The organism is Cellulophaga sp. HaHaR_3_176 (genome assembly GCF_019021925.1).
GTDB lineage: Bacteria > Bacteroidota > Bacteroidia > Flavobacteriales > Flavobacteriaceae > Cellulophaga.
Genome location: NZ_CP058990.1, coordinates 2,980,725 through 3,001,438, shown reverse-complemented (window position 1 = coordinate 3,001,438; position 20,714 = coordinate 2,980,725). Strand labels below are relative to the sequence as shown.

The window sequence follows — 20,714 nt, the reverse complement described above, 5'->3', positions numbered from 1 at the left end:
ACAAAAGGCACTTAAATTGTGATAATAGTATAATTTTGACATTATATTTTAAATTCAATAAATAAGGCATGGATAAATGCCAAATTAGTAACAGATTCTAATTATAAATATGGAACTAAAAATTAAAACATTTATGGAGGAGGTTAAGACTAGAAATGGTCATGAACCTGAATTCATTCAAGCAGTACAAGAAGTAGCGGAAACAGTAATTCCCTATATAGCAAAACATAAAATCTATAACGGCAAAAATATTTTGTTGCGTATGGTAGAGCCTGAAAGACTAATATCTTTTAGAGTTGCATGGGTAGATGATAAAGGTGAAATTCATGTTAATAGAGGGTATCGTATACAGATGAATTCTGCAATTGGGCCTTATAAAGGTGGTTTGCGTTTTCATCCGTCAGTAAATGCAAGTATTCTTAAGTTTTTAGCTTTTGAGCAAGTGTTTAAAAATAGTTTAACAACATTGCCAATGGGTGGTGGTAAAGGTGGTTCTGATTTTGATCCGAAAGGAAAATCTGATGATGAGGTAATGCGTTTTTGCCATGCTTTTATGTTAGAACTAAACAGACATATTGGACCGAATACAGATGTGCCTGCTGGTGATATCGGAGTTGGAGCACGAGAAATTGGTTTCTTGTTTGGTATGTATAAAAAAATTAGAAATGAGTTTACTGGTGTTTTGACAGGTAAAGGTCGTTCATGGGGTGGTTCGTTAATTCGCCCAGAAGCAACAGGTTATGGTACTGTGTATTTCGCACAAAGTATGATGAAAACTCAAGGAAAAGATTTTAGCGGCAAAAATGTTGTGATTTCTGGATCAGGAAATGTTGCACAATATGCTGCTGAAAAAGCACTACAGTTGGGTGCTAAAGTTTTAACGCTTTCAGATTCTCAAGGCTATATTGTAGATACAGATGGTATTGATAATGAAAAGTTAGAGTTTGTAATGGACTTGAAAAATAATAGAAGAGGCCGTATATCTGAATATGCAGATAAATATGCTTCAGCAACATTCCACAAAGGAAAAACACCTTGGGAAGTTAAGTGTGATATCGCTTTGCCGTGTGCTACTCAAAATGAATTGAGTGGTGATGATGCAAAAACATTAATTAAAAACGGTTGTATTTGTGTTGCAGAAGGTGCAAATATGCCTTCTACTCCTGAGGCTATTTATGAGTTTCATGAAGCAAAAATACTTTTTGCGCCAGGTAAGGCATCTAATGCTGGTGGTGTTGCTACTTCAGGTTTAGAAATGTCTCAAAACTCACTTCGTATCAGTTGGACGCGAGAAGAGGTTGATGGTCGTTTAAAAGATATTATGGAAGATATTCATGATTCTTGTATTGAATACGGGAAAGATGAGAATGGGTATTGCAACTATGTAAAAGGAGCAAACATTGCTGGTTTCGTAAAAGTTGCCGATGCCATGTTAGCACAAGGGGTTATTTAATAGTAAAACCTTTATATTTAAAAAGCGAAGTTTCTGTGAGGAAACTTCGCTTTTTTTTATAAAAAAAGTCCTAATTCTCGATTATTGAAATTTGGTTGTCGTTTGAAAAAATACGATTTTAATAATGTTGATTTACATTTTTTAAAATAGCTCTAATAATGCAAAGCCCTATCTTTGTATTAACCTAAAAGACTAGAATGCAGGTCACAACAAAAGCAATTATTTTATCGGCATTAAAATACGGTGATACGAGCTTAATTGTAAAAGCCTATACAGCATCAGATGGCGTAAAATCATACTTATTAAAAGGCGTGCTTACTTCTAAAAAAGGAAAACTTAAAGCAGCATACTTTCAGCCTTTAACCCAACTCGAAATTGTTGCGTATCATAAAAATAAAGGCACTTTAGAAACTATTAAAGAAGTTAAGGTCGCATATCATTATCAAGAGTTACATACTAATATTACCAAAAATGCTTTAACTTTTTTTATTGCAGAAATGTTGAGTAATAGTATTCATGAAGAAGAAGGGGATCAAAACTTGTTTGATTTTTTAGAAGCTTCACTACAGTGGCTTGATGCTAACTCTGAAATTTCTAACTTTCATTTACATTTTTTTGTGGTTCTGACTAAGTATTTTGGTTTTTCGCCAGATACAACTGAAATAAATGCTCCTTATTTTGATCTTTTAGAAGGTGCTTTCATTTATAAGTTATCATTAAATCCTATAATGTTAGGTGAGAATTTAAATTATTTTAAAAGATTTTTGGGCATAAATTTTGATGCAATACAAACAATAAAGATGAATAAAAAACAGCGCCAAGAGCTTTTGAAGAGTATCATTCTTTATTATGAGTTACATTTGCACGGATTTAGAAAACCTAAATCTCTTGCAATTCTAAATGAAGTTTTTAGCTAGAATGAATAAAAAATTAACCTTATTATTTTTCTTTGTTTCTCACATTTTTTATGCTCAAAATATTCTTGTTTTAGACTTTGATACTAAAGAGCCTATTGTAAATGTTGCTGTTTTTAATGTAGATAAAAGTAAAGCAGTAATTTCTGATTTTGACGGCCAATGTGATATCTCTATTTTTAATAAAGGAGAACGAATTACCTTTAAACATTATGGGCATGAAATATATAAAACAACCAAAGCTCAAATAAAAAAAAGAGAAGGTAAGGTGTATTTGGTACCTATAACTCAGCAATTAGATGAGGTTGTGATGTCAATTTCGAAATGGGAACAACAGAAAAAAGATATTCCTCAAAAAATAGTAGCTATTAACGCAAAATCTATTGCTTTTACAAATCCTCAAACCGCAGCAGATTTATTAGAGAATAGCGGTAAGGTATTTGTTCAAAAAAGTCAACTAGGAGGCGGAAGCCCCATGATAAGAGGTTTTTCAACAAATAGATTGCTATTATCTGTAGATGGTGTTAGAATGAATAATGCCATTTTTAGAGGAGGTAATATTCAAAATGTAATAGCTATAGATCCTTATATTATAAGAAATACGGAAATAGTTTTTGGGCCAGGGTCTGTTATTTATGGTAGTGATGCTATAGGTGGTGTAATGAACTTTTTTACTAAAGAGGCACAATTTTCTGCAATAAATAAAAATATTGTTTCAGGTAATGCTGATTACAGGTTTTCATCTGCAAATTCAGAAAATACAGGTCATTTTGACTTTAATATAGGTACTGAAAAATGGGCTTTTTTAACAAGTGCAACTTATAATAATTTTGGTGATTTGAAAATGGGCAAATATGGGCCAGATTCTTATTTGCGAGAAAACTATGTTGAAACTTTTGATGGAGAAGATATTTTAGTGACGAATAATAGCCCTAGAGATCAAATACCAACGGGTTATAATCAAATTAATTTAATGCAAAAAATTAAATTTAAACCAAATTCAAATTGGGGTTTAAGTTTAAATAATTATTATTCAGAAACTTCAGATTATTCTAGGTACGATAGATTAATACGACCAAACAGTGCAGATGATGGACTTCGCTCTGCAGAATGGTATTACGGACCTCAAAAATGGTTCATGAGTAACTTGCAGTATACAAAAAATGGGAAGGGTGGTTTTTACGACGGTTTAAAAGTTACTACTGCATATCAATTTTTTGAGGAGAGCAGAAACGATAGAGATTTTCAAGATGATATCAGATATTCTACAAAAGAAAAGTTAGATGTAGCTTCTATAAATATAGATTTTGAAAATAAGAGAATTGGAGATTTACGATTGTATTACGGAGGTGAATATATTTATAATAAAGTTCATTCTTTTGGAAGTCAGCAGAATATCATTACTGGAGAATCTGATGAAACAGCAAGTAGATATCCTGATAAATCTACTTGGCAAACAATGGCTGGGTATGTTAATGCAGAATATAAAATAAAGCCTAACGTGGCGTTATTATCAGGTCTACGCTATAGTAGAGTTTGGTTAGATGCTGAGTTTAATACAGAATTTTACTCTTTTCCTTTCAATAATGCTGATTTAAGTACAGGGGCATTAACAGGTAGTTTGGGAGTAAGTTGGTTTCCAAAAGCAGATTTACAGGTAACAGCAAATTTATCGACAGGTTTTAGGGCGCCAAATATTGATGATGTTGGTAAAATATTTGATTCGGAGCCAGGCTCGGTAGTTGTTCCAAATCCTGATCTAGAGCCAGAGTATGCATACAATGTCGATTTAGGAATTCAGAAAAATATAAAAGATAAGGTGACAATAAAGGCATCTACCTTTTATACACATTTAGTAGATGCGTTGGTTCGAAGAGATTTTGAGTTTAACGGAATGTCTCAAATAGAGTATAATGGAGAGCTTAGTAATGTTCAGGCAATTCAAAATGCGGCTAAAGCATATGTTTATGGTTTAGAATTAAGTGCCGATGTATTTTTCACAAAACATATTTCAATGACTTCTAATGTATCAATTACTGAAGGTATGGAGGAAGATGATGATGGAGTAAGTTCGACAGGTAGGCATGTAGCTCCAACTTTTGGGGATGTGCATTTAATATGGAAAAATGAAAAACTTAAAGCGGATTTGTTTTTTAATTTTAATGGAGAAGTATCTGCATCAGATTTAGCGCTATCAGAACAGAGTAAAACATATATTTATGCTTCAGATGTTAATGGTGATCCATATTCTCCTTCATGGCATACATTAAATTTCAGATCAAAGTATGCAATTTCTAATTCGTTGAGAGGAACTTTTGGTGTAGAAAATATTACTAATCAAAGGTATCGTAGCTATTCTTCTGGTATAGTAGCTCCAGGAATAAACTTTATTTTAGGAATAGGAATAACCTTTTAAAAAAAAAGCTCGATTTGTATAAATCGAGCTTTTTTAAATGTATTATATTTAGCTTAGTTAGCCATCATCTTAGCAGAGATGTCTTGAAGCTCCTTAGATTTTTCAGTCATATAAGCATTTAATTTTTCAGCATCAGCAGCAGAAAGATTTTTGTAAACCTCTTGAGATTTAGTAGCTAATTCTTGACCTTTAGTGCCAAGTGCAGCAAAAGCAGTCATATCTTTACTTTCAGCAGCTTCTTTGTACTCATTAATGTACTCTTCATATGTTTTTACATATTCAGTAACAGCAGCATCACCAAAACTAGGTACACCATCAGTTAATTCGCCAGCAGCATCCATTGCATCGCCTGCAGCTTCTTTAGTTGCATCCATAGCTTCACCTGCAGCTTCTTTAGTCGCGTCAGCAGCTTCATTTGCAGCTTCAGCAGTAGCTTCAGTAGCTTCTTTAGCTTTGTCAGCAGCATCTTTACAAGATACGAATGAGGTAGTTAAAGCTACCATTAGAATTGAACTTAGAATTACTTTTTTCATTTTTTTGAAATTATAGTTTATAATAGTTATTTGCTATAAATATACGGCTAAAAAATCATTTTAGATTTCGATAGTATTTATATATAAAAATTTTGTGTGAATATCATTTCAAAGTAACACCTATTTATTCAATCTAAATTTATAATTTTGCAGCCTTAAAATGTAGTACCAGAAGTAGTTATTATGAAGTTTGCGGAATACAAAGGATTAGATTTACCAGTAGTTGCTGAAGAAATTTTAAAGTACTGGAAAGAGAATGATATTTTTGAGAAAAGTATCTCTACTCGAGAGGGAAAGGAAAGCTATGTGTTTTTTGAAGGTCCACCTTCGGCAAACGGTATGCCAGGTATTCACCATGTAATGGCGAGAACTATTAAAGATATTTTTCCTCGTTATAAAACCATGAAAGGTTTTCAAGTTAAACGAAAAGCAGGTTGGGATACTCATGGTTTGCCTATTGAGCTTGGTGTTGAAAAAGAACTTGGTATAACAAAGGAGGATATTGGAAAAAAAATATCTGTAGAAGAATATAATGCAGCTTGTAAAAAAGCAGTGATGCGTTATACAGATGTTTGGAATAAAATGACTGAGCAGGTTGGATATTGGGTGGATATGGAAGACCCGTATATTACCTATAAGTCTAAGTACATGGAATCTGTTTGGTGGTTGTTAAAGCAGATTTATAATAAAAAACTCATATATAAAGGATATACAATACAGCCGTATTCGCCAAAAGCGGGTACCGGTTTAAGTTCTCATGAGCTTAATCAGCCAGGTACATATCAAGATGTTACTGATACTACTGTTACTGCGCAGTTTAAAGCAAATAAAAACACCTTACCAGAATTTTTTGATGGTATAGAAGGAGATATTTACTTTATAGCATGGACAACAACACCTTGGACATTACCATCAAACACGGCACTGACTGTTGGTCCTAAAATTGATTATGTTGTTGTAAAAACATATAACCAATATACTTTTGAATCTATTACAGTTGTATTAGCAAAAGCATTAGTTGGGAAACAATTTTCAGGAAAATTTATTGCCGTAGAAAATGATGAAGAATTAAAAGCATACAAACAAGAAGATAAAAAAATACCATACTTAGTTTTAGACACTATAGTTGGTAAAGATTTAGTTGGTGTTACTTACGAGCAACTTATTGATTATGTACAGCCATACCAAAATGCTGAAAATGCATATAGAATTATTGCTGGTGATTTTGTAACAACCGAAGATGGTACAGGTATAGTGCATACGGCACCTACATTTGGTGCAGATGATGCTTTAGTATCAAAACAGGCGGTACCAGAAATTCCACCAATGTTAGTATTGGATGAAAACAATAACCCTGTTCCTTTAGTAGATTTACAGGGTAAGTTTAGACCGGAATTAAAAGAGTTTGGTGGTAAATACGTTAAGAACGAATATTATAATGATGGTGAAGCGCCTGAACGTTCAATTGATGTAGAAATAGCCATTAAGTTAAAAGAAGAAAATAAAGCTTTTAAGGTAGAAAAGTACGTGCATAGTTACCCTAACTGCTGGCGTACTGATAAGCCTATTTTATATTATCCATTAGATTCTTGGTTTATTAAAGTAACTGATGTAAAAGAAAAAATGTTTGATTTAAATCAAACAATAAATTGGAAACCAAAAGCTACTGGAGAAGGTAGGTTTGGTAACTGGTTAGCAAATGCTAATGATTGGAATTTATCACGTTCACGTTATTGGGGTATTCCTTTGCCAATCTGGAGAACAGAAGATGGTAAAGAAGAGATTATGATTGGTTCTGTTGCTGAACTAAAAGAAGAAATGCAAAAAGCGTTAACTGCTGGAGTACTTGAAAAAGATATTTTTGAAGACTTTGTAGTGGGTGATATGTCTGAAGAAAATTATGATAAAATCGATTTACATAAAAATATTGTAGATCAAATAACCTTAGTTTCGGTATCAGGCAAGCCAATGAAACGAGAGAGTGATTTAATCGATGTTTGGTTCGATTCTGGTTCAATGCCTTATGCACAGTGGCATTACCCTTTTGAAAATAAAGATTTAATAGACGAGAATAAAACTTTTCCTGCTGATTTTATAGCAGAAGGTGTAGATCAAACTAGAGGTTGGTTTTATACTCTGCATGCTATTGCAACAATGGTTTTTGATTCTGTTGCTTATAAAAATGTAGTATCTAACGGCTTAGTTTTAGATAAAGAAGGTAAAAAAATGTCTAAACGATTAGGCAATGCAGCTGATCCTTTTGAGACGATGAATGCTCATGGCGCTGATGCTACGCGTTGGTATATGATATCTAACGCTAATCCTTGGGATAATTTAAAGTTTGATGTAGAAGGTATTGCAGAGGTTAAACGTAAGTTTTTTGGCACACTATATAATACCTATTCTTTCTTTGCATTATATACAAATATTGATGGGTTTAGTTATTCCGAAGATGAAGTTCCTTTAGAAGAAAGACCAGAAATAGATCAGTGGATTTTGTCTGAATTACATTCATTGATAAAAACTGTTGATGAAGCTTATGCAGAATATGAGCCTACTAGGGCTACAAGAGCAATATCAGAATATGTACAAGAGAATTTAAGTAACTGGTATGTACGTTTAAGTAGAAGACGTTTTTGGAAAGGTGATTATCAAAAAGATAAAATTTCAGCATATCAAACGCTATATACATGCTTAGAAACTGTAGCTAAATTATCGGCGCCAGTAGCTCCATTTTTTATGGACAGACTTTACAAGGATTTAACAAATACAACACGTAAAGAAAATTTTGAGAGTGTACATTTGGCAGACTTCCCAGTTTATAATCAGAGTATTGTAAATAAGGAACTAGAAAGTAAAATGGCAAAGGCGCAAACAATATCATCTTTAGTACTATCTATTCGTCAGAAAGAAAAGATAAAAGTACGCCAGCCATTACAGAAAATAATGATTCCTGTTTTAGATGAAAAACAGAAAGAAGAGATCATAGCAGTATCAGATTTGATAAAATCAGAGGTGAATGTTAAAGAGATTCAGCTTTTAGATGATGCTTCTGGTATATTGGTAAAGCAAATAAAACCTAATTTTAAAGTTTTAGGGCCAAAGTTTGGAAAGGATATGAAGTTGGTTGCCAGTGCAGTAGCGAAATTTAATCAGGAAGATATCCAGAAAATTGAGCAAGACAGCGAAATATCTATTGAAATTAGTAATAAAAGTATTACTTTACAGCTGCAAGATGTAGAAATTTCTTCTCAAGATATTGAGGGTTGGTTAGTGGCAACATCAGGAGCAATTACAGTTGCTTTAGATGTTACAATTAATGAAGATTTAAGAAAAGAAGGTATTGCAAGAGAATTGGTAAATAGAATTCAAAATATTAGAAAAGAATCTGGATTTGAAGTTACTGATAGGATTAAAATTAAAATTTTGAAAGATGCTTTCTTAGAAGATGCGGTAAAGAGTAATCTTACGTATATTAAAACAGAAACGCTGACTGCAGAACTAGATTTTGAAGAGGAATTAGAAAATGGTACGGATATTGCCTTTGATGAGGTAAATACCAAATTGTTTATTCAAAAGCATTAAAGTTATGGTTGAAGATTTAAAAGTTAGATACTCTGATAAAGACTTAGCGGAGTTTAAAGAGCTTATTTTAGATAAAATTGAAAAGGCTAAAAGTCATTTAGAGCTTTTAAAAAGTTCATATATGAATGATGGTGATAATGGTACAGATGATACTTCACCAACATTCAAAGCATTCGAAGAAGGTTCTGCAACGATGAGTAAAGAAGCAAATACGCAATTGGCAATTCGTCAAGAGAAGTTTATTCGTGACTTAAAAAATGCAGTATCAAGAATTGAAAATAAAACTTTTGGTATCTGTAGAGTTACAGGTAAGCTTATTAATAAAGAACGTTTAAAATTAGTACCTCATGCAACGCTTAGTATCGAAGCTAAGAATATGCAATAGAGTACTTGATTTAAAAGATAATGAATCTGTAATATTTGTACCTTAGGTATAAATGTTGCAGATTTTTTTGTTTTCACTTTACTTCTTATGAGAAAGTATATATCGATAATATTAATGGTTTTGGTTAGTCAATTAGCTGCTCAAAAAGTGGTTCAAAAAACAATTTCAGATAATAGAGATACTGCTATACAGATAAATACAGATAATTGCTTTTTTGTAGATGTGAAAACGAATACTACAAATGAAGTAAGGGTAGAGGCTAAAATGAGTGGGGAGTATGGGAATGATATTTCATTAAACCTACATGAAGAGGGGAATACTTTAATTATTGATACTAAGTTTATTCCAAGTTTTAAAATGCCTAATGATAAGTTAGCGGCTCATAAAGTAGTATCAATTACTTTAGAAGTTAGTCTGCCAGAATATATGCGTGTTAGGCTTTATGGAACATCTTCTAATGTGAAGCTTACTGGTTTATTTGCAGACTTAAATATCAGTTTAAATGACGGTAAGTGTATATTGGAAGATGTAATAAGTAATGTTGAGGTTGTTACTCAAAACGGGGCAATTGATGTGTATACGAAATCAGGAAAAATTAATGCAACATCAAAATATGGAAAAGTTGTTGCGGATGAAGTTTTAAAAGGTGACAGTCAATTTATATTAAGTTCTGTAACGGGTAATATCCATATTTATAAAACCAATTAATATAACTATTTTTGCATCGCATATTATAAAATAAGAATGAATTTAAAAAAGTCTATATTTCTTGTCATAATTATATTACTTGTAGATCAAATAAGTAAAATATATATAAAAACGAATTTCACATACAATGAAACTGTAGAGGTTTTTTCTTGGTTTAAATTAGTTTTTATAGAAAATTCTGGAGCAGCTTGGGGAACCAAGTTAAGCGATTTTTTACCTATTTCTGAAGATACAGGGAAGTTGATATTGACCGTTTTTAGGCTATTTGCTGTAGCTGGAATAGGTTATTGGCTTTACGACACAGTAAAAAAAGGATTGTCTAAAACATTAATTATAGCAGTTTCTCTAATTTTTGCAGGTGCATTAGGTAATATTATCGATTCTGTTTTTTATGGCCTTATTTTTAGCGAAAGTACTTATGGAGGTGCTATTGCAACAGCTTTTTCAGACCAGCCTTATGGTAGCCTTTTTCATGGTAAAGTAGTAGATATGCTTCATTTTCCTTTTATTGAAAATGCAATGTGGCCAGAATGGGTTCCTTATTTTGGAGGAAAAACATTTAGTTTTTTTGAGCCAGTTTTTAATATTGCAGATATGGCTATAAGTACAGGGGTAGGTATACTGTTAGTATTTAATAAAAAAGCTTTTGCTAAAACAGATTCTTAATTAAAACTATATATTTTTTTTGGTGTAATGCAATAGTTTAGCGGAATGTCATTTTCATAAATATCATCAATCGAATCTTCAGCTTCAAAGAATGATAATCCAATTTTGATAACATCATCTCTACATTCTTTTAAAAATGTATCATAGTATCCTTTTCCGTAGCCAACTCTATTACCAAGCGTGTCAAATGCTAACAGCGGTATAAATACAACGTCTATTTTGTTAGGGTTTATTTCAATACCATCTACAGGTTCAGGAACGTTCCATATATTTTTTTTAATCAATGTGTTATCTGTAAGTAAAAAATGAATCAAGTTTGTTTCATCTTTCATTTTAGATAATATCACATTCTTATCTTTTCCTTGCAGAATAGAAAGTAAATAACTGGTATCTACCTCTTTTTTTTGTTCTATTGGTAAGTAGGTGTGAAAATAATTTAAATTCCAAATAGAGAGCTTTAAAAGCTTATTTGCTATTTCTAAACTTAAGTCAGATATTTCTGAACAGGAAAGTAAATTTCTTTGTGCGGAAAACTTTAATCTAAGATCTTTTTTAAACATGTAAAGTCTTGACTAAATTAAAAAAGTTAGTAATTAAATTCTATAAAACTATTCTTTTGCAGCAACTGCTACATAAATTTTGAAGAAAAGCATTAAAATTAAATATGTTCCTAAAGTGATTATATAGTTTTCCATTTGTATGTTAATTTTGTATAATCTAAATGTAAATAAAAAATCAATACAAATCTACAAAGAGTATACTTTAACCGACGAAATACACTTAAATATGATTTTTTTTAACAAATTTCAGTAAAATAAAGAAATTGATTTGTTTGTTTTATTTATAAATAATTGATAATCAAAGTATTAATTTTAGCTCGAAATTATTTCGTGTTTTTAAATTTTATACTAAAAAAATGTTAAATTTTTAAAAAGCGCTTTTAAAGTAGCTTTCGAAAGCTTTTTAAAATGAATTTTAATGAATTTTGAGGCGTTAATTTTGGTTAATTATGATTTTAAGGACTTAAAATTGAGAAAATGACAAACCAATTAATCTAGTTAATTGTCTACAAAAATTATAGCTTTTGCTAAAAACACAGTAATTTAACCGTATCTAAAATTACATCAAGATAATAGATATTAATGCAAGAACCTTCTTTAGAATTACAACTTAGTACGCTTCCGAATAACCCTGGAGTTTATCAGTTTTATGATGCTGATGAAAAGATATTATATGTAGGAAAAGCAAAGAATTTAAAAAAAAGAGTTAGTTCTTATTTTACTAAAAACCACGAAGTAGGTAAAACTCGAGTTTTAGTAAAAAAAATAAGAAGTATTAAGCATATCGTTGTTCCCACTGAGTCAGATGCGCTGTTATTAGAAAATAATTTAATTAAAAAATATAAACCGCGATATAACGTACTCCTTAAAGACGACAAGTCATACCCGTGGATTTGTATTAAAAATGAACGTTTTCCGCGTATTTTTCCAACACGTAGGCATATTAAAGATGGTTCAGAATATTATGGACCTTATACAAGTATGAAAACCGTGCGAACTTTGTTAGATTTAATAAAGAGTGTATATCCATTAAGAACTTGTAATTACGATCTTTCTGATGAAAATATTGGTTCAGGTAAGTATAAGGTTTGTTTAGAGTATCACTTAAAAAACTGTAAAGGACCTTGTGAGGGCTTGCAAAGCTCCGAAGAGTATTTGAACCAGGTAGATGATATTCGTGAAATTATAAAAGGAAATTTTAAATCGTCACTTCAATATTTTAAACGGCAAATGAAATTGTTGGCTGAAGATATGAGGTTTGAAGAAGCGCAAGCTATAAAAGAAAAAATAGATGTTTTAGAAAATTACCAAGTAAAATCTACTGTTGTAAACCCGAAAATCACAAATGTAGATGTGTTTTCGATTATTTCAGATGAGGCTTTTGCCTATATTAATTTTTTTCAATTATCACATGGTTCAATTATAAGGTCGCATACACTTGAAATTAAGAAAAAGCTAGATGAAACAGACGAACAATTACTAGAATTAGCAATTGTAGAAATAAGGCAGCGTTTTAATTCTCTTTCAAAAGAAATTTATGTTCCTTTTAAAGTGGATTTAGAATTAGACTTAAAAATTACTATTCCTAAATTAGGAGATAAAAAGAGAATTTTAGAATTGTCTGAGCGTAATGCAAAACTGCATAGGCAAGAACGTTTTAATCAAATAAAAATTATTGATCCAGATCGCCATACAAATAGGTTAATGGGGCAAATGAAAAAAGATTTGCGATTGTCTGAAGAGCCTAGGCATATTGAGTGTTTTGATAACTCAAACATACAAGGGACAAACCCTGTAGCTGCTTGTGTTGTTTTTAAAAATGGAAAACCTTCAAAAAAAGAATATCGTCATTATAATATAAAAACAGTTGTTGGTCCTGACGATTTTGCCTCCATGGAAGAAGTTGTTTTTAGAAGGTATAAAAGATTGCTTGAAGAGGAAAAGTCTTTACCACAGCTTATAGTTATTGATGGGGGTAAAGGACAATTATCATCAGCACTTAAAAGTTTAGATGTTTTAGGGTTGAGAGGTAGAATTGCAATTATAGGTATAGCAAAACGATTAGAAGAAATTTATTTTCCAGGAGACACTATTCCTTTGTATCTTGATAAAAAGTCTGAAAGTTTAAAAATAATACAGCAATTAAGAAATGAAGCACACCGCTTTGGTATAAATTTTCATAGAACTAAAAGAAGTATTGGTGCTATAAATTCAGAACTAGAAAGTATTGAAGGTATAGGAGGGAAAACAATTGAAGATCTACTAAAAAAATTTAAATCAGTGAAGAGGGTAAAAGAAGCATCGCTTGAAAGCATTGCTGAAATCGTTGGTATGGCGAGAGCTAAAAAAGTTTTTGATGCTTTCCATTAATAATTGATAAAATAACACATGAATAAAGTTTTAATAACACTACTTGTTTTATGCTCTTTTTCTAGCCTTTTTTCTCAAAAAAAGAACTCAAAAAAAGATATAAAAGTAGGTTTGGTACTTAGTGGAGGAGGCGCTAAAGGCTTTGCACATATAGGGGCTTTAAAAGTTATTGAAGAAGCAGGTGTTCAAATCGATTATATTGGTGGTACAAGTATGGGTGCTATTGTAGGTGCATTATACGCTTCGGGGTATTCTGCAGCAGAGCTAGATTCTATTTTCAGGAAAACAGACTTTAGTAAACTTATTCAAGGTGATATACCGCGTAATGCTAAAACTTTTTATGAAAAAGAAGATTCAGAAAGATATGCATTATCACTACCGTTTGAAAAATTCAAAGTATCGTTTCCTGCTGCAATTTCTAGTGGTCAGAGTATCTATAATGTATTGGTTCGTTATTTATATCATGTAAGAGATGTAGATGATTTTAACGATTTACCAATTCCTTTTTTCTGTATAGCAACAGATGTAGAGACGGGGGAGGAAATAGTTTTAAATAAAGGGTATCTACCAGAGGCTATTATGGCTAGTGGTACATTTCCATCTTTATTTGAGCCGTCAGATATAGGTGATAACTTATTGATAGACGGTGGGGTTGTGAATAATTACCCTGTAGAGAAGGTTAAGAAAATGGGAGCTGATGTTATTATTGGTGTAGATGTTCAGCATGGTTTGTCAGATAGAGAAACGCTTTCTTCAGCAACAGAAGTTTTGTTGCAAATTAACAACTACAGAACGGTGAAGGATATGGTTGAAAAATCAAAAAACACCGATATTTATATAAAACCAGACATTGAAAAATATTCGGTTATCGATTTTGGTTTGTTAAATGAAATAATTGATAAAGGCGAAGTTGCTGCGAGAGAAAATTTTATAGCCTTAAAGGAGCTAGCTAATCAACAAAAAAGAAAGAAGAGGCCTAAAAGCAGAATTAAAATTGAAGATATGCTTACTATTAAAAATTTAAGCATACTAGGTAGTGATCATTATTCGAGAGGATATGTAAAGGGTAAATTGAGGTTGCCAACAGATAATAGTTTATCATTTGAAAGGCTTCAACAAGGCGTTAGCAATTTAGCAGCTACAGGTAATTTCAAAACCATACGATATCAATTACATTCAAATGATGATAAGGCAGATTTGCTAATAAAATTAAACGAAAATCCAGTAAATACCTATATAAAAATGGGTATGCATTATGATGATTTATTGAATACTGCTGCATTAGTTAATATTACAAAAAAGAAAATATTTTTTGGTGATGATGTTGGGTCTTTAGATTTTATAATAGGCGACAATGTTCGTTATAATTTAGAATATTATGTAGATAAAGGAACCTATTGGAGTTTTGGTTTTAATTCTAGATATTTTGGTTTTAGTCAGCAAATTGATTACGATTTATTTGAGTCAAATTTTGATGTACCTAATGGTCAGAATATTAACACAGTGAGTCTTGATATTTCAGACTTTACAAACCAATTTTATGTGCAAACACAAGTAAAAGAAGAGTTTGCTTTTACTTTAGGTATAGAGCATAAATTTTTAAAATTTGGCACAAAAACTTTGGGCGAAGAATCTAGTTCAACTAGTGAAAGATTTGATTTAGAAAAAAGTAATTTTTATAGTGTATATGGTAAATTAATACTAGATACATATGATGATAAGTTTTTTCCGACTAAAGGAGTGTATTTTAATGGAGATTTCCATTATTACGTAGCCTCTTCAGATTTTAATAATAATTTTAAAGATTTTTCAGTAACTCAGGCCCGAATGGGTGCTGCTTTTCCATTAATAAACAAACTGTCATTAAATATAGAAGCAGAAGGTGGTTTTAAATTAGGGATTTCGCCTGTATCTTCTTTTGATTTTGTTCTGGGAGGTTTCGGAGCTGCGAAATTCAATAATTTTGTACCTTTTATGGGGTATGATTTTTTAGGGCTTCCAGGAAATAGTTTTGTAAAAAGTTCGGCAAGGTTAGATTATGAATTCGTTGCTAAAAACCATGTTACATTTATGGCAAATTACGCAAATGTAGATGATGATTTATTTAGAACGGGTGAGTGGTTTAAAGTGCCAAAATTTTCAGGTTACGGAGTCGGCTATGGTTGGGAGTCATTTATAGGTCCTGTTCAGGTAGTATATTCTTGGTCTCCTGAGGGTAAAGAAAATAAATTATTTTTCAGTATAGGGTATTGGTTTTAAGGTGTATACTAAATAGTAGAGAGTTAAAGTTAATTTTACGATATTTGTGTTATGCTACAATATAGAGTTGATATTACAGCCCACCTTAGGGCGATGTGGTAATTTTTTTTGAGCCTTCTTTTTCAAGAGGGGTGACTTTACTTTTCTACAAATTAAAAATCAAAAAAATAATATGGCAGCAGAAATAAAAAACTTAAAAGATTTAAAAAATACAGAATACTCTCTTAAAAAATTATTCAAAGAAGCAGAAGATTTTCTTCCTTTATTAGGAACAGATTATGTAGAGCTTTATGTGGGTAACGCAAAGCAATCTGCGCATTTTTATAAAACAGCGTTTGGTTTTCAATCAGAGGCTTATGCGGGGCTAGAAACGGGTGTTAAGGATCGGGTTTCTTACGTTTTAAAGCAAGATAAAATACGATTGGTGTTGACTACACCTTTGGGTAAAGGTGGTGAGATTAATAGGCATATTGATGAACATGGCGATGCAGTAAAGGTTGTTGCTTTATGGGTTGATGATGCTGCAAAGGCATTTGAGGAAACTACTAAGCGAGGGGCTAAGCCTTATTTAAAACCAACAGTAGAGGAGGATGAAAACGGTAAAGTTGTTCGTTCAGGTGTATATACGTATGGCGAAACAGTTCACATATTTGTAGAGCGTAAAAATTATGATGGCATATTTTTACCAGGTTATAGAAAATGGGAATCACATTATAATCCAGAACCAACAGGTATTAAATTTATTGACCACATGGTGGGTAATGTAGGTTGGGATGAGATGAATACCTGGTGCAAGTTTTATGGGGAGGTTATGGGCTTTGCTCAAATTGTGTCTTTTGTAGATGATGATATAGCTACAGAATATACTGCTTTAATGAGTAAAGTAATGAGTAATGGAAATGGGAGAGTTAAATTTCCAATAAACGAGCCTGCTAAGGGGAAAAAGAAATCTCAGATAGAAGAATATTTAGACTTTAATAATGGACCAGGGGTACAGCACATGGCCTTGGCTACTGATGATATAGTGGCAACTGTATCGGCAATGAGAGATAGAGGGGTGGAGTTTTTATATGTGCCTGAGGAATATTATGACGATTTGCTAGAGCGTGTTGGTAATATAGATGAAGATGTAGAAGTGCTGAAAAAGCATGGTATATTAATAGATAGAGATGAAGAAGGTTATTTATTGCAAATTTTTACAAAAACTATTGTAGATAGGCCAACTTTGTTTATCGAAATTATCCAAAGAAAAGGAGCTCAATCATTTGGTGTGGGTAATTTTAAAGCACTTTTTGAGGCTATTGAGCGTGAGCAAGAAGCTCGAGGCACTCTTTAAAATTGTAATTTTTCTTAATAAAAGTTTAAATTTCTAACCATAAATATAAATTACTGTTAACGCTATAGTTAAAGTACGTTAAAACTGATTTTAAAATAAAAGCTTTGTTGTAATTTTGAAATCAAATAAGGGGTGGTTCCCTTATTAACTTTAAGTATTGTTTTTCATAATTTAAAGTTTGGTTGGTTATTTAGGGAAAGCCCAGTGGAAACACTGGGCTTTTTTTATACTTTTAATTTAAAACAATACTTTGGAATAAATTTTGTTTAACATAATGTAAAGTACATTTTGTGATTCCCTTTTTCTTAATTTTACAAAGGCTACTTTTAAATTTGGCACAAATGCTCATAAGGCATAAAAAGAAATAGCATGAAAAAAGTAAATTCATACCTAATAGCTTTATTGTTGATTTTTACCACAATAGCATCGGCTCAAGAAAAGAAAGAATCTTTTGAAACGGGTGAGTGGTTAAAATTTAGAATTCATTATGGTATTTTTAATGCAAGCATTGCTACATTACACATAACTAATGATAAGGTAGACGGCAAAAATGTTTATAGAGTTAGAGGAGAAGGTAAAACTACTGGTTTAGCTAAAGCTTTTTTTAAAGTAGAAGATGTTTATGAAAGTTACTTTGACAAGGTAGATGGTAGACCGTATAAGTTTGTTAGAAATATTAACGAAGGAGGTTATACTAAAGATGTTGAGATTAATTTTGACTATTCAAAAAACAAGGCAATCTTAAATGACAAAAAAAGTGACAAAAAATTCACTTTTGATATTAACAGTGGTGTTCAAGATTTGATTTCTGCATTTTACCATATCCGAAAAAATTATGAATTTTCAGATTTGGTAATTGGTGAGTATATAAAGTTAGATATGTTATATGATGATGATGGGGTATATCAATTTAAATTAAAATATGTTGGCAAAGAAATTTTGAAAACAAAATACGGCAAAGTTGAGTGTTTAAAATTTAGACCTTATGTGCAGTCAGGTCGAATTTTTAAAGAAGAAGAGAGTTTGTCATTGTGGGTTTCTAATGATGATAATAAAATTCCAATAAGAATAAAGGCAGATATAGCTGTTGGTTCAATAAAAGCAGATTTAGATGGCTATAATGGGCTTAAAAATCAGTTTAAAATAATTATGGATTAATTAAAATTCACCAATAATTGGTAATGTTTGTGTTGTTTGTGCATAAATAATTTTATGTAAATACTTTATCCTATTTTTGTATTCAACATATTTTTATAATTAATCTCCAATTAAAATTTTTTCATTTGAAAAATAAAGAGAAAATTGATTTACAGATCTCCAAATTAGAAGAAAAGTATAAGAACTCGGGTCAAGATCTAAGCTCTTATTTAGATGGTCTTTTATACCAACGCTACTTAACATATTGGGATTATATTCATTTAGACACCTTATTGAGTTTACAAATACCAAGAACTCATTTTCCTGATGAAGAAATTTTCATCATGTATCACCAGATTACAGAATTGTATTTTAAGTTGATTTTGCACGAACAAAAACAGCTGATTGATGATAAAACTCAAGCTGTTGATTTTTTTATAGAAAAAGCAACTCGAATAAATAGCTATTATAGAGCTTTAATATCTTCGTTCAGTATCATGATTAATGGTATGCAAAGAGAGCAATTTTTGCAATATAGAATGGCTTTATTGCCAGCAAGTGGTTTTCAGTCTGCTCAATATAGAATGATTGAGATACATTCTACTCCATTAGAGTATTTGGTGCACCATACAGAACGAGAAGTGTTTTCATCTGAAAACAGTATTGAAGATCTATATGAAAATATTTATTGGAAAAAAGGAGCTACAGATAAAGAAACTGGCGAGAAAACATTAACACTTAAGCAGTTTGAATATCGATATACACCTCGTTTAATAAGAATTGCAAAGCAAGTGCAAAACAAAACTATATATTCTAAATATTTAAACCTTAGTAAAGACGAACAAGCAAACCCTGAGCTGATAAAGGCATTGAAGGAATTAGATATTAATGCAAATGTAAACTGGCCGTTAATGCATATGGGTTCAGCTTATAGATATTTAGCAAAAGATAAAAAACCTGTAGATGCAACAGGAGGTACAAATTGGAAAGAATATTTGCCGCCAAGTTTTCAGAAAATTATCTTCTTTCCAGAATTATACACTAAAGATGAGTTAAATGATTGGGGAAAACAATGGGTAGACCATATCTTTAACCCTGAGAAAAGTTTATAGAATTGAGAGCACAAAAATTTTGTTTAGGTATTTTAAGCAGTCTTCTTTTATTTTCATGTGGAGATAAAAAAACTGCTAATGAAAAAATTGAAAAAGTAGAAGTAATTGAAAAACCTGTAATTATTGAAGCTTATGGCTTTAATATTGCCGATTTTGAAATTGTTAGAGACACAGTCCGAAATGGAGATAGTTTTGGTGAGTTGATGTTGCAAAATAAGGTTGATTACCAGAAAATTTTTAAAGTATCAACTGAGCTTAAAGATACTTTTGATGTTCGAAAAATACAAATAGGGAAACCATATGCTATTTTAAAATCAAAAGACACTACACAAACAACACAATATTTTGTTTATGAAAACGACAGAATAAATTATACCGTGGTTGATTTAAGAGATTCTGTAGTAGCATATAGAAGCAAGAAAAATGTGAAATATGTAGAAAGGGTAGCATCAGGTGTAATTACGTCTAATTTATCAACTGCAATTAATGAACAAGGGATAGATTATATGGTTACCAATAATCTCTCTGAAATATATGCGTGGTCTATTGACTTTTTTAGACTTCAAAAAGGTGATAAATTTAAGGTTATTTATAAAGAAAAGTATATCAATGATTCTATTTACGCAGGTGCAGAACCTATAGAGGCGGCTTATTTTGAACACAATGGAGAATCTTTTTATGGTTTCGAGTATCAAGTCGATTCTTTAAAAAATATTACTGAATATTATGATGATGCAGCAAAAAACTTGAGAAGAACGTTTTTAAAAGCACCGGTTGAGTTTAGTAGAATATCATCTAGGTTTAATCTTAATAGAAGAATCAAATATTACGGTTATAAACTTCGCCCACATAAAGGTACTGATTATGCAGCGCCATTGGGTACGCCAATTTTGGCAACTGCAAATGGTACCGTTGTAGAGTCTACTAGAAGAGGAGGAAACGGAAAGTATGTTAAAATAGAACATAATGGCACCTATAGTACTCAGTATTTACATATGAAAAATCAGAATGTAAAGAAGGGTGACTTTGTAAAACAAGGTGATGTAATAGGTTGGATTGGGATGACGGGTAATACAGGTGGTCCACATGTGTGTTATCGTTTTTGGAAAAACGGCCAACAAGTCGATCCTTTAAAAGAAAAATTACCAGCAGCAGACCCTATAGTCGATTCTTTAAGAGCGGACTATTTAAAATTTATTAATCCAATTAAAACTAAATTGGATAATGTTGAGTATACAATTATTGAAAAAGAAGAAGAACAACAGATAACACAGAACTAA

At 31.5% G+C, this 20,714-nt stretch carries 15 protein-coding genes; 13 read left to right on the top strand and 2 right to left on the bottom strand.

Going from position 1 to position 20,714, the window contains the following annotated elements; all coding sequences use genetic code 11:
• The first annotated feature begins 109 nt into the window (after positions 1–109).
• The 3 genes from gdhA to H0I23_RS13160 all read left to right on the top strand — a co-directional run bounded on the left by gdhA (position 110) and on the right by H0I23_RS13160 (position 4,783).
• On the top strand, positions 110–1,453 hold the full coding sequence (gene gdhA, locus H0I23_RS13170; protein WP_216783760.1) for an NADP-specific glutamate dehydrogenase: 1,344 nt from the start codon (positions 110–112) through the stop codon (positions 1,451–1,453).
• Between the two features lie 197 nt (positions 1,454–1,650).
• Complete coding sequence (gene recO / locus H0I23_RS13165; RefSeq protein WP_216783759.1) at positions 1,651–2,370, top strand: DNA repair protein RecO; 720 nt, start codon at positions 1,651–1,653, stop codon at positions 2,368–2,370.
• A gap of 1 nt (position 2,371) precedes the next feature.
• Entirely contained in the window at positions 2,372–4,783 is a 2,412-nt protein-coding gene (locus H0I23_RS13160) for a TonB-dependent receptor (RefSeq protein WP_254073607.1), read from the top strand.
• Between the two features lie 53 nt (positions 4,784–4,836).
• Here the strand turns inward: H0I23_RS13160 and H0I23_RS13155 are convergent, their stop codons facing one another.
• A complete protein-coding gene (locus tag H0I23_RS13155) occupies positions 4,837–5,316 on the bottom strand; it encodes a hypothetical protein (protein ID WP_216783757.1) in 480 nt (159 codons plus the stop codon).
• A gap of 183 nt (positions 5,317–5,499) precedes the next feature.
• Here H0I23_RS13155 and ileS point away from each other — a divergent pair, with 183 nt between their 5' ends.
• From ileS to H0I23_RS13135, 4 genes are all read left to right on the top strand, one after another.
• The gene (gene ileS / locus H0I23_RS13150) at positions 5,500–8,901 is read left to right on the top strand and encodes an isoleucine--tRNA ligase (RefSeq protein ID WP_216783756.1); all 3,402 of its coding nucleotides are present in this window, start codon (positions 5,500–5,502) and stop codon (positions 8,899–8,901) included.
• Positions 8,902–8,905: 4 nt separating this feature from the next.
• Positions 8,906–9,286, top strand: coding sequence for a TraR/DksA C4-type zinc finger protein (locus H0I23_RS13145; RefSeq protein WP_216783755.1), 381 nt, complete (start codon positions 8,906–8,908; stop codon positions 9,284–9,286).
• Between the two features lie 87 nt (positions 9,287–9,373).
• Positions 9,374–9,994, top strand: a complete 621-nt coding sequence (locus H0I23_RS13140) for a hypothetical protein (protein WP_216783754.1) — start codon at positions 9,374–9,376, stop codon at positions 9,992–9,994.
• 36 nt (positions 9,995–10,030) lie between these two features.
• Positions 10,031–10,660: a lipoprotein signal peptidase gene (locus H0I23_RS13135; protein ID WP_216783753.1), complete on the top strand. Its 630-nt coding sequence runs from the start codon at positions 10,031–10,033 to the stop codon at positions 10,658–10,660.
• Here H0I23_RS13135 and H0I23_RS13130 read toward each other — a convergent pair.
• Positions 10,657–11,220 carry a 5-formyltetrahydrofolate cyclo-ligase gene (locus H0I23_RS13130; protein ID WP_216783752.1) on the bottom strand — a complete coding sequence of 188 codons (564 nt, stop codon included), beginning with the start codon at positions 11,218–11,220 and terminating at the stop codon, positions 10,657–10,659. The genes H0I23_RS13135 and H0I23_RS13130 overlap by 4 nt on opposite strands.
• 582 nt (positions 11,221–11,802) lie before the next feature.
• Between H0I23_RS13130 and uvrC the strand changes: the two genes are divergently transcribed.
• The 6 genes from uvrC to H0I23_RS13100 all read left to right on the top strand — a co-directional run bounded on the left by uvrC (position 11,803) and on the right by H0I23_RS13100 (position 20,714).
• Entirely contained in the window at positions 11,803–13,590 is a 1,788-nt protein-coding gene (gene uvrC, locus H0I23_RS13125; RefSeq protein WP_216783751.1) for an excinuclease ABC subunit UvrC, read from the top strand.
• Between the two features lie 18 nt (positions 13,591–13,608).
• Positions 13,609–15,849, top strand: a complete 2,241-nt coding sequence (locus H0I23_RS13120) for a patatin-like phospholipase family protein (protein WP_216783750.1) — start codon at positions 13,609–13,611, stop codon at positions 15,847–15,849.
• A 172-nt stretch (positions 15,850–16,021) separates the two neighbouring features.
• A complete protein-coding gene (gene hppD, locus H0I23_RS13115) occupies positions 16,022–17,185 on the top strand; it encodes a 4-hydroxyphenylpyruvate dioxygenase (RefSeq protein ID WP_216783749.1) in 1,164 nt (387 codons plus the stop codon).
• 369 nt (positions 17,186–17,554) lie between these two features.
• Positions 17,555–18,343 (top strand): DUF3108 domain-containing protein, encoded by a 789-nt coding sequence (locus tag H0I23_RS13110; protein ID WP_216783748.1) that lies wholly within the window; start codon positions 17,555–17,557, stop codon positions 18,341–18,343.
• A gap of 125 nt (positions 18,344–18,468) precedes the next feature.
• Positions 18,469–19,434: a tryptophan 2,3-dioxygenase family protein gene (locus H0I23_RS13105; RefSeq protein ID WP_216783747.1), complete on the top strand. Its 966-nt coding sequence runs from the start codon at positions 18,469–18,471 to the stop codon at positions 19,432–19,434.
• Between the two features lie 2 nt (positions 19,435–19,436).
• The gene (locus tag H0I23_RS13100) at positions 19,437–20,714 is read left to right on the top strand and encodes a peptidoglycan DD-metalloendopeptidase family protein (RefSeq protein WP_216783746.1); all 1,278 of its coding nucleotides are present in this window, start codon (positions 19,437–19,439) and stop codon (positions 20,712–20,714) included.

Coding starts and splice junctions, on each gene's coding strand:
- gdhA (WP_216783760.1), top strand. CDS start 110: ATGGAACTAAAAATTAAAACATTTATGGAGGAGGTTAAGACTAGAAAT.
- recO (WP_216783759.1), top strand. CDS start 1,651: ATGCAGGTCACAACAAAAGCAATTATTTTATCGGCATTAAAATACGGT.
- H0I23_RS13160 (WP_254073607.1), top strand. CDS start 2,372: ATGAATAAAAAATTAACCTTATTATTTTTCTTTGTTTCTCACATTTTT.
- H0I23_RS13155 (WP_216783757.1), bottom strand. CDS start 5,316: ATGAAAAAAGTAATTCTAAGTTCAATTCTAATGGTAGCTTTAACTACC.
- ileS (WP_216783756.1), top strand. CDS start 5,500: ATGAAGTTTGCGGAATACAAAGGATTAGATTTACCAGTAGTTGCTGAA.
- H0I23_RS13145 (WP_216783755.1), top strand. CDS start 8,906: ATGGTTGAAGATTTAAAAGTTAGATACTCTGATAAAGACTTAGCGGAG.
- H0I23_RS13140 (WP_216783754.1), top strand. CDS start 9,374: ATGAGAAAGTATATATCGATAATATTAATGGTTTTGGTTAGTCAATTA.
- H0I23_RS13135 (WP_216783753.1), top strand. CDS start 10,031: ATGAATTTAAAAAAGTCTATATTTCTTGTCATAATTATATTACTTGTA.
- H0I23_RS13130 (WP_216783752.1), bottom strand. CDS start 11,220: ATGTTTAAAAAAGATCTTAGATTAAAGTTTTCCGCACAAAGAAATTTA.
- uvrC (WP_216783751.1), top strand. CDS start 11,803: ATGCAAGAACCTTCTTTAGAATTACAACTTAGTACGCTTCCGAATAAC.
- H0I23_RS13120 (WP_216783750.1), top strand. CDS start 13,609: ATGAATAAAGTTTTAATAACACTACTTGTTTTATGCTCTTTTTCTAGC.
- hppD (WP_216783749.1), top strand. CDS start 16,022: ATGGCAGCAGAAATAAAAAACTTAAAAGATTTAAAAAATACAGAATAC.
- H0I23_RS13110 (WP_216783748.1), top strand. CDS start 17,555: ATGAAAAAAGTAAATTCATACCTAATAGCTTTATTGTTGATTTTTACC.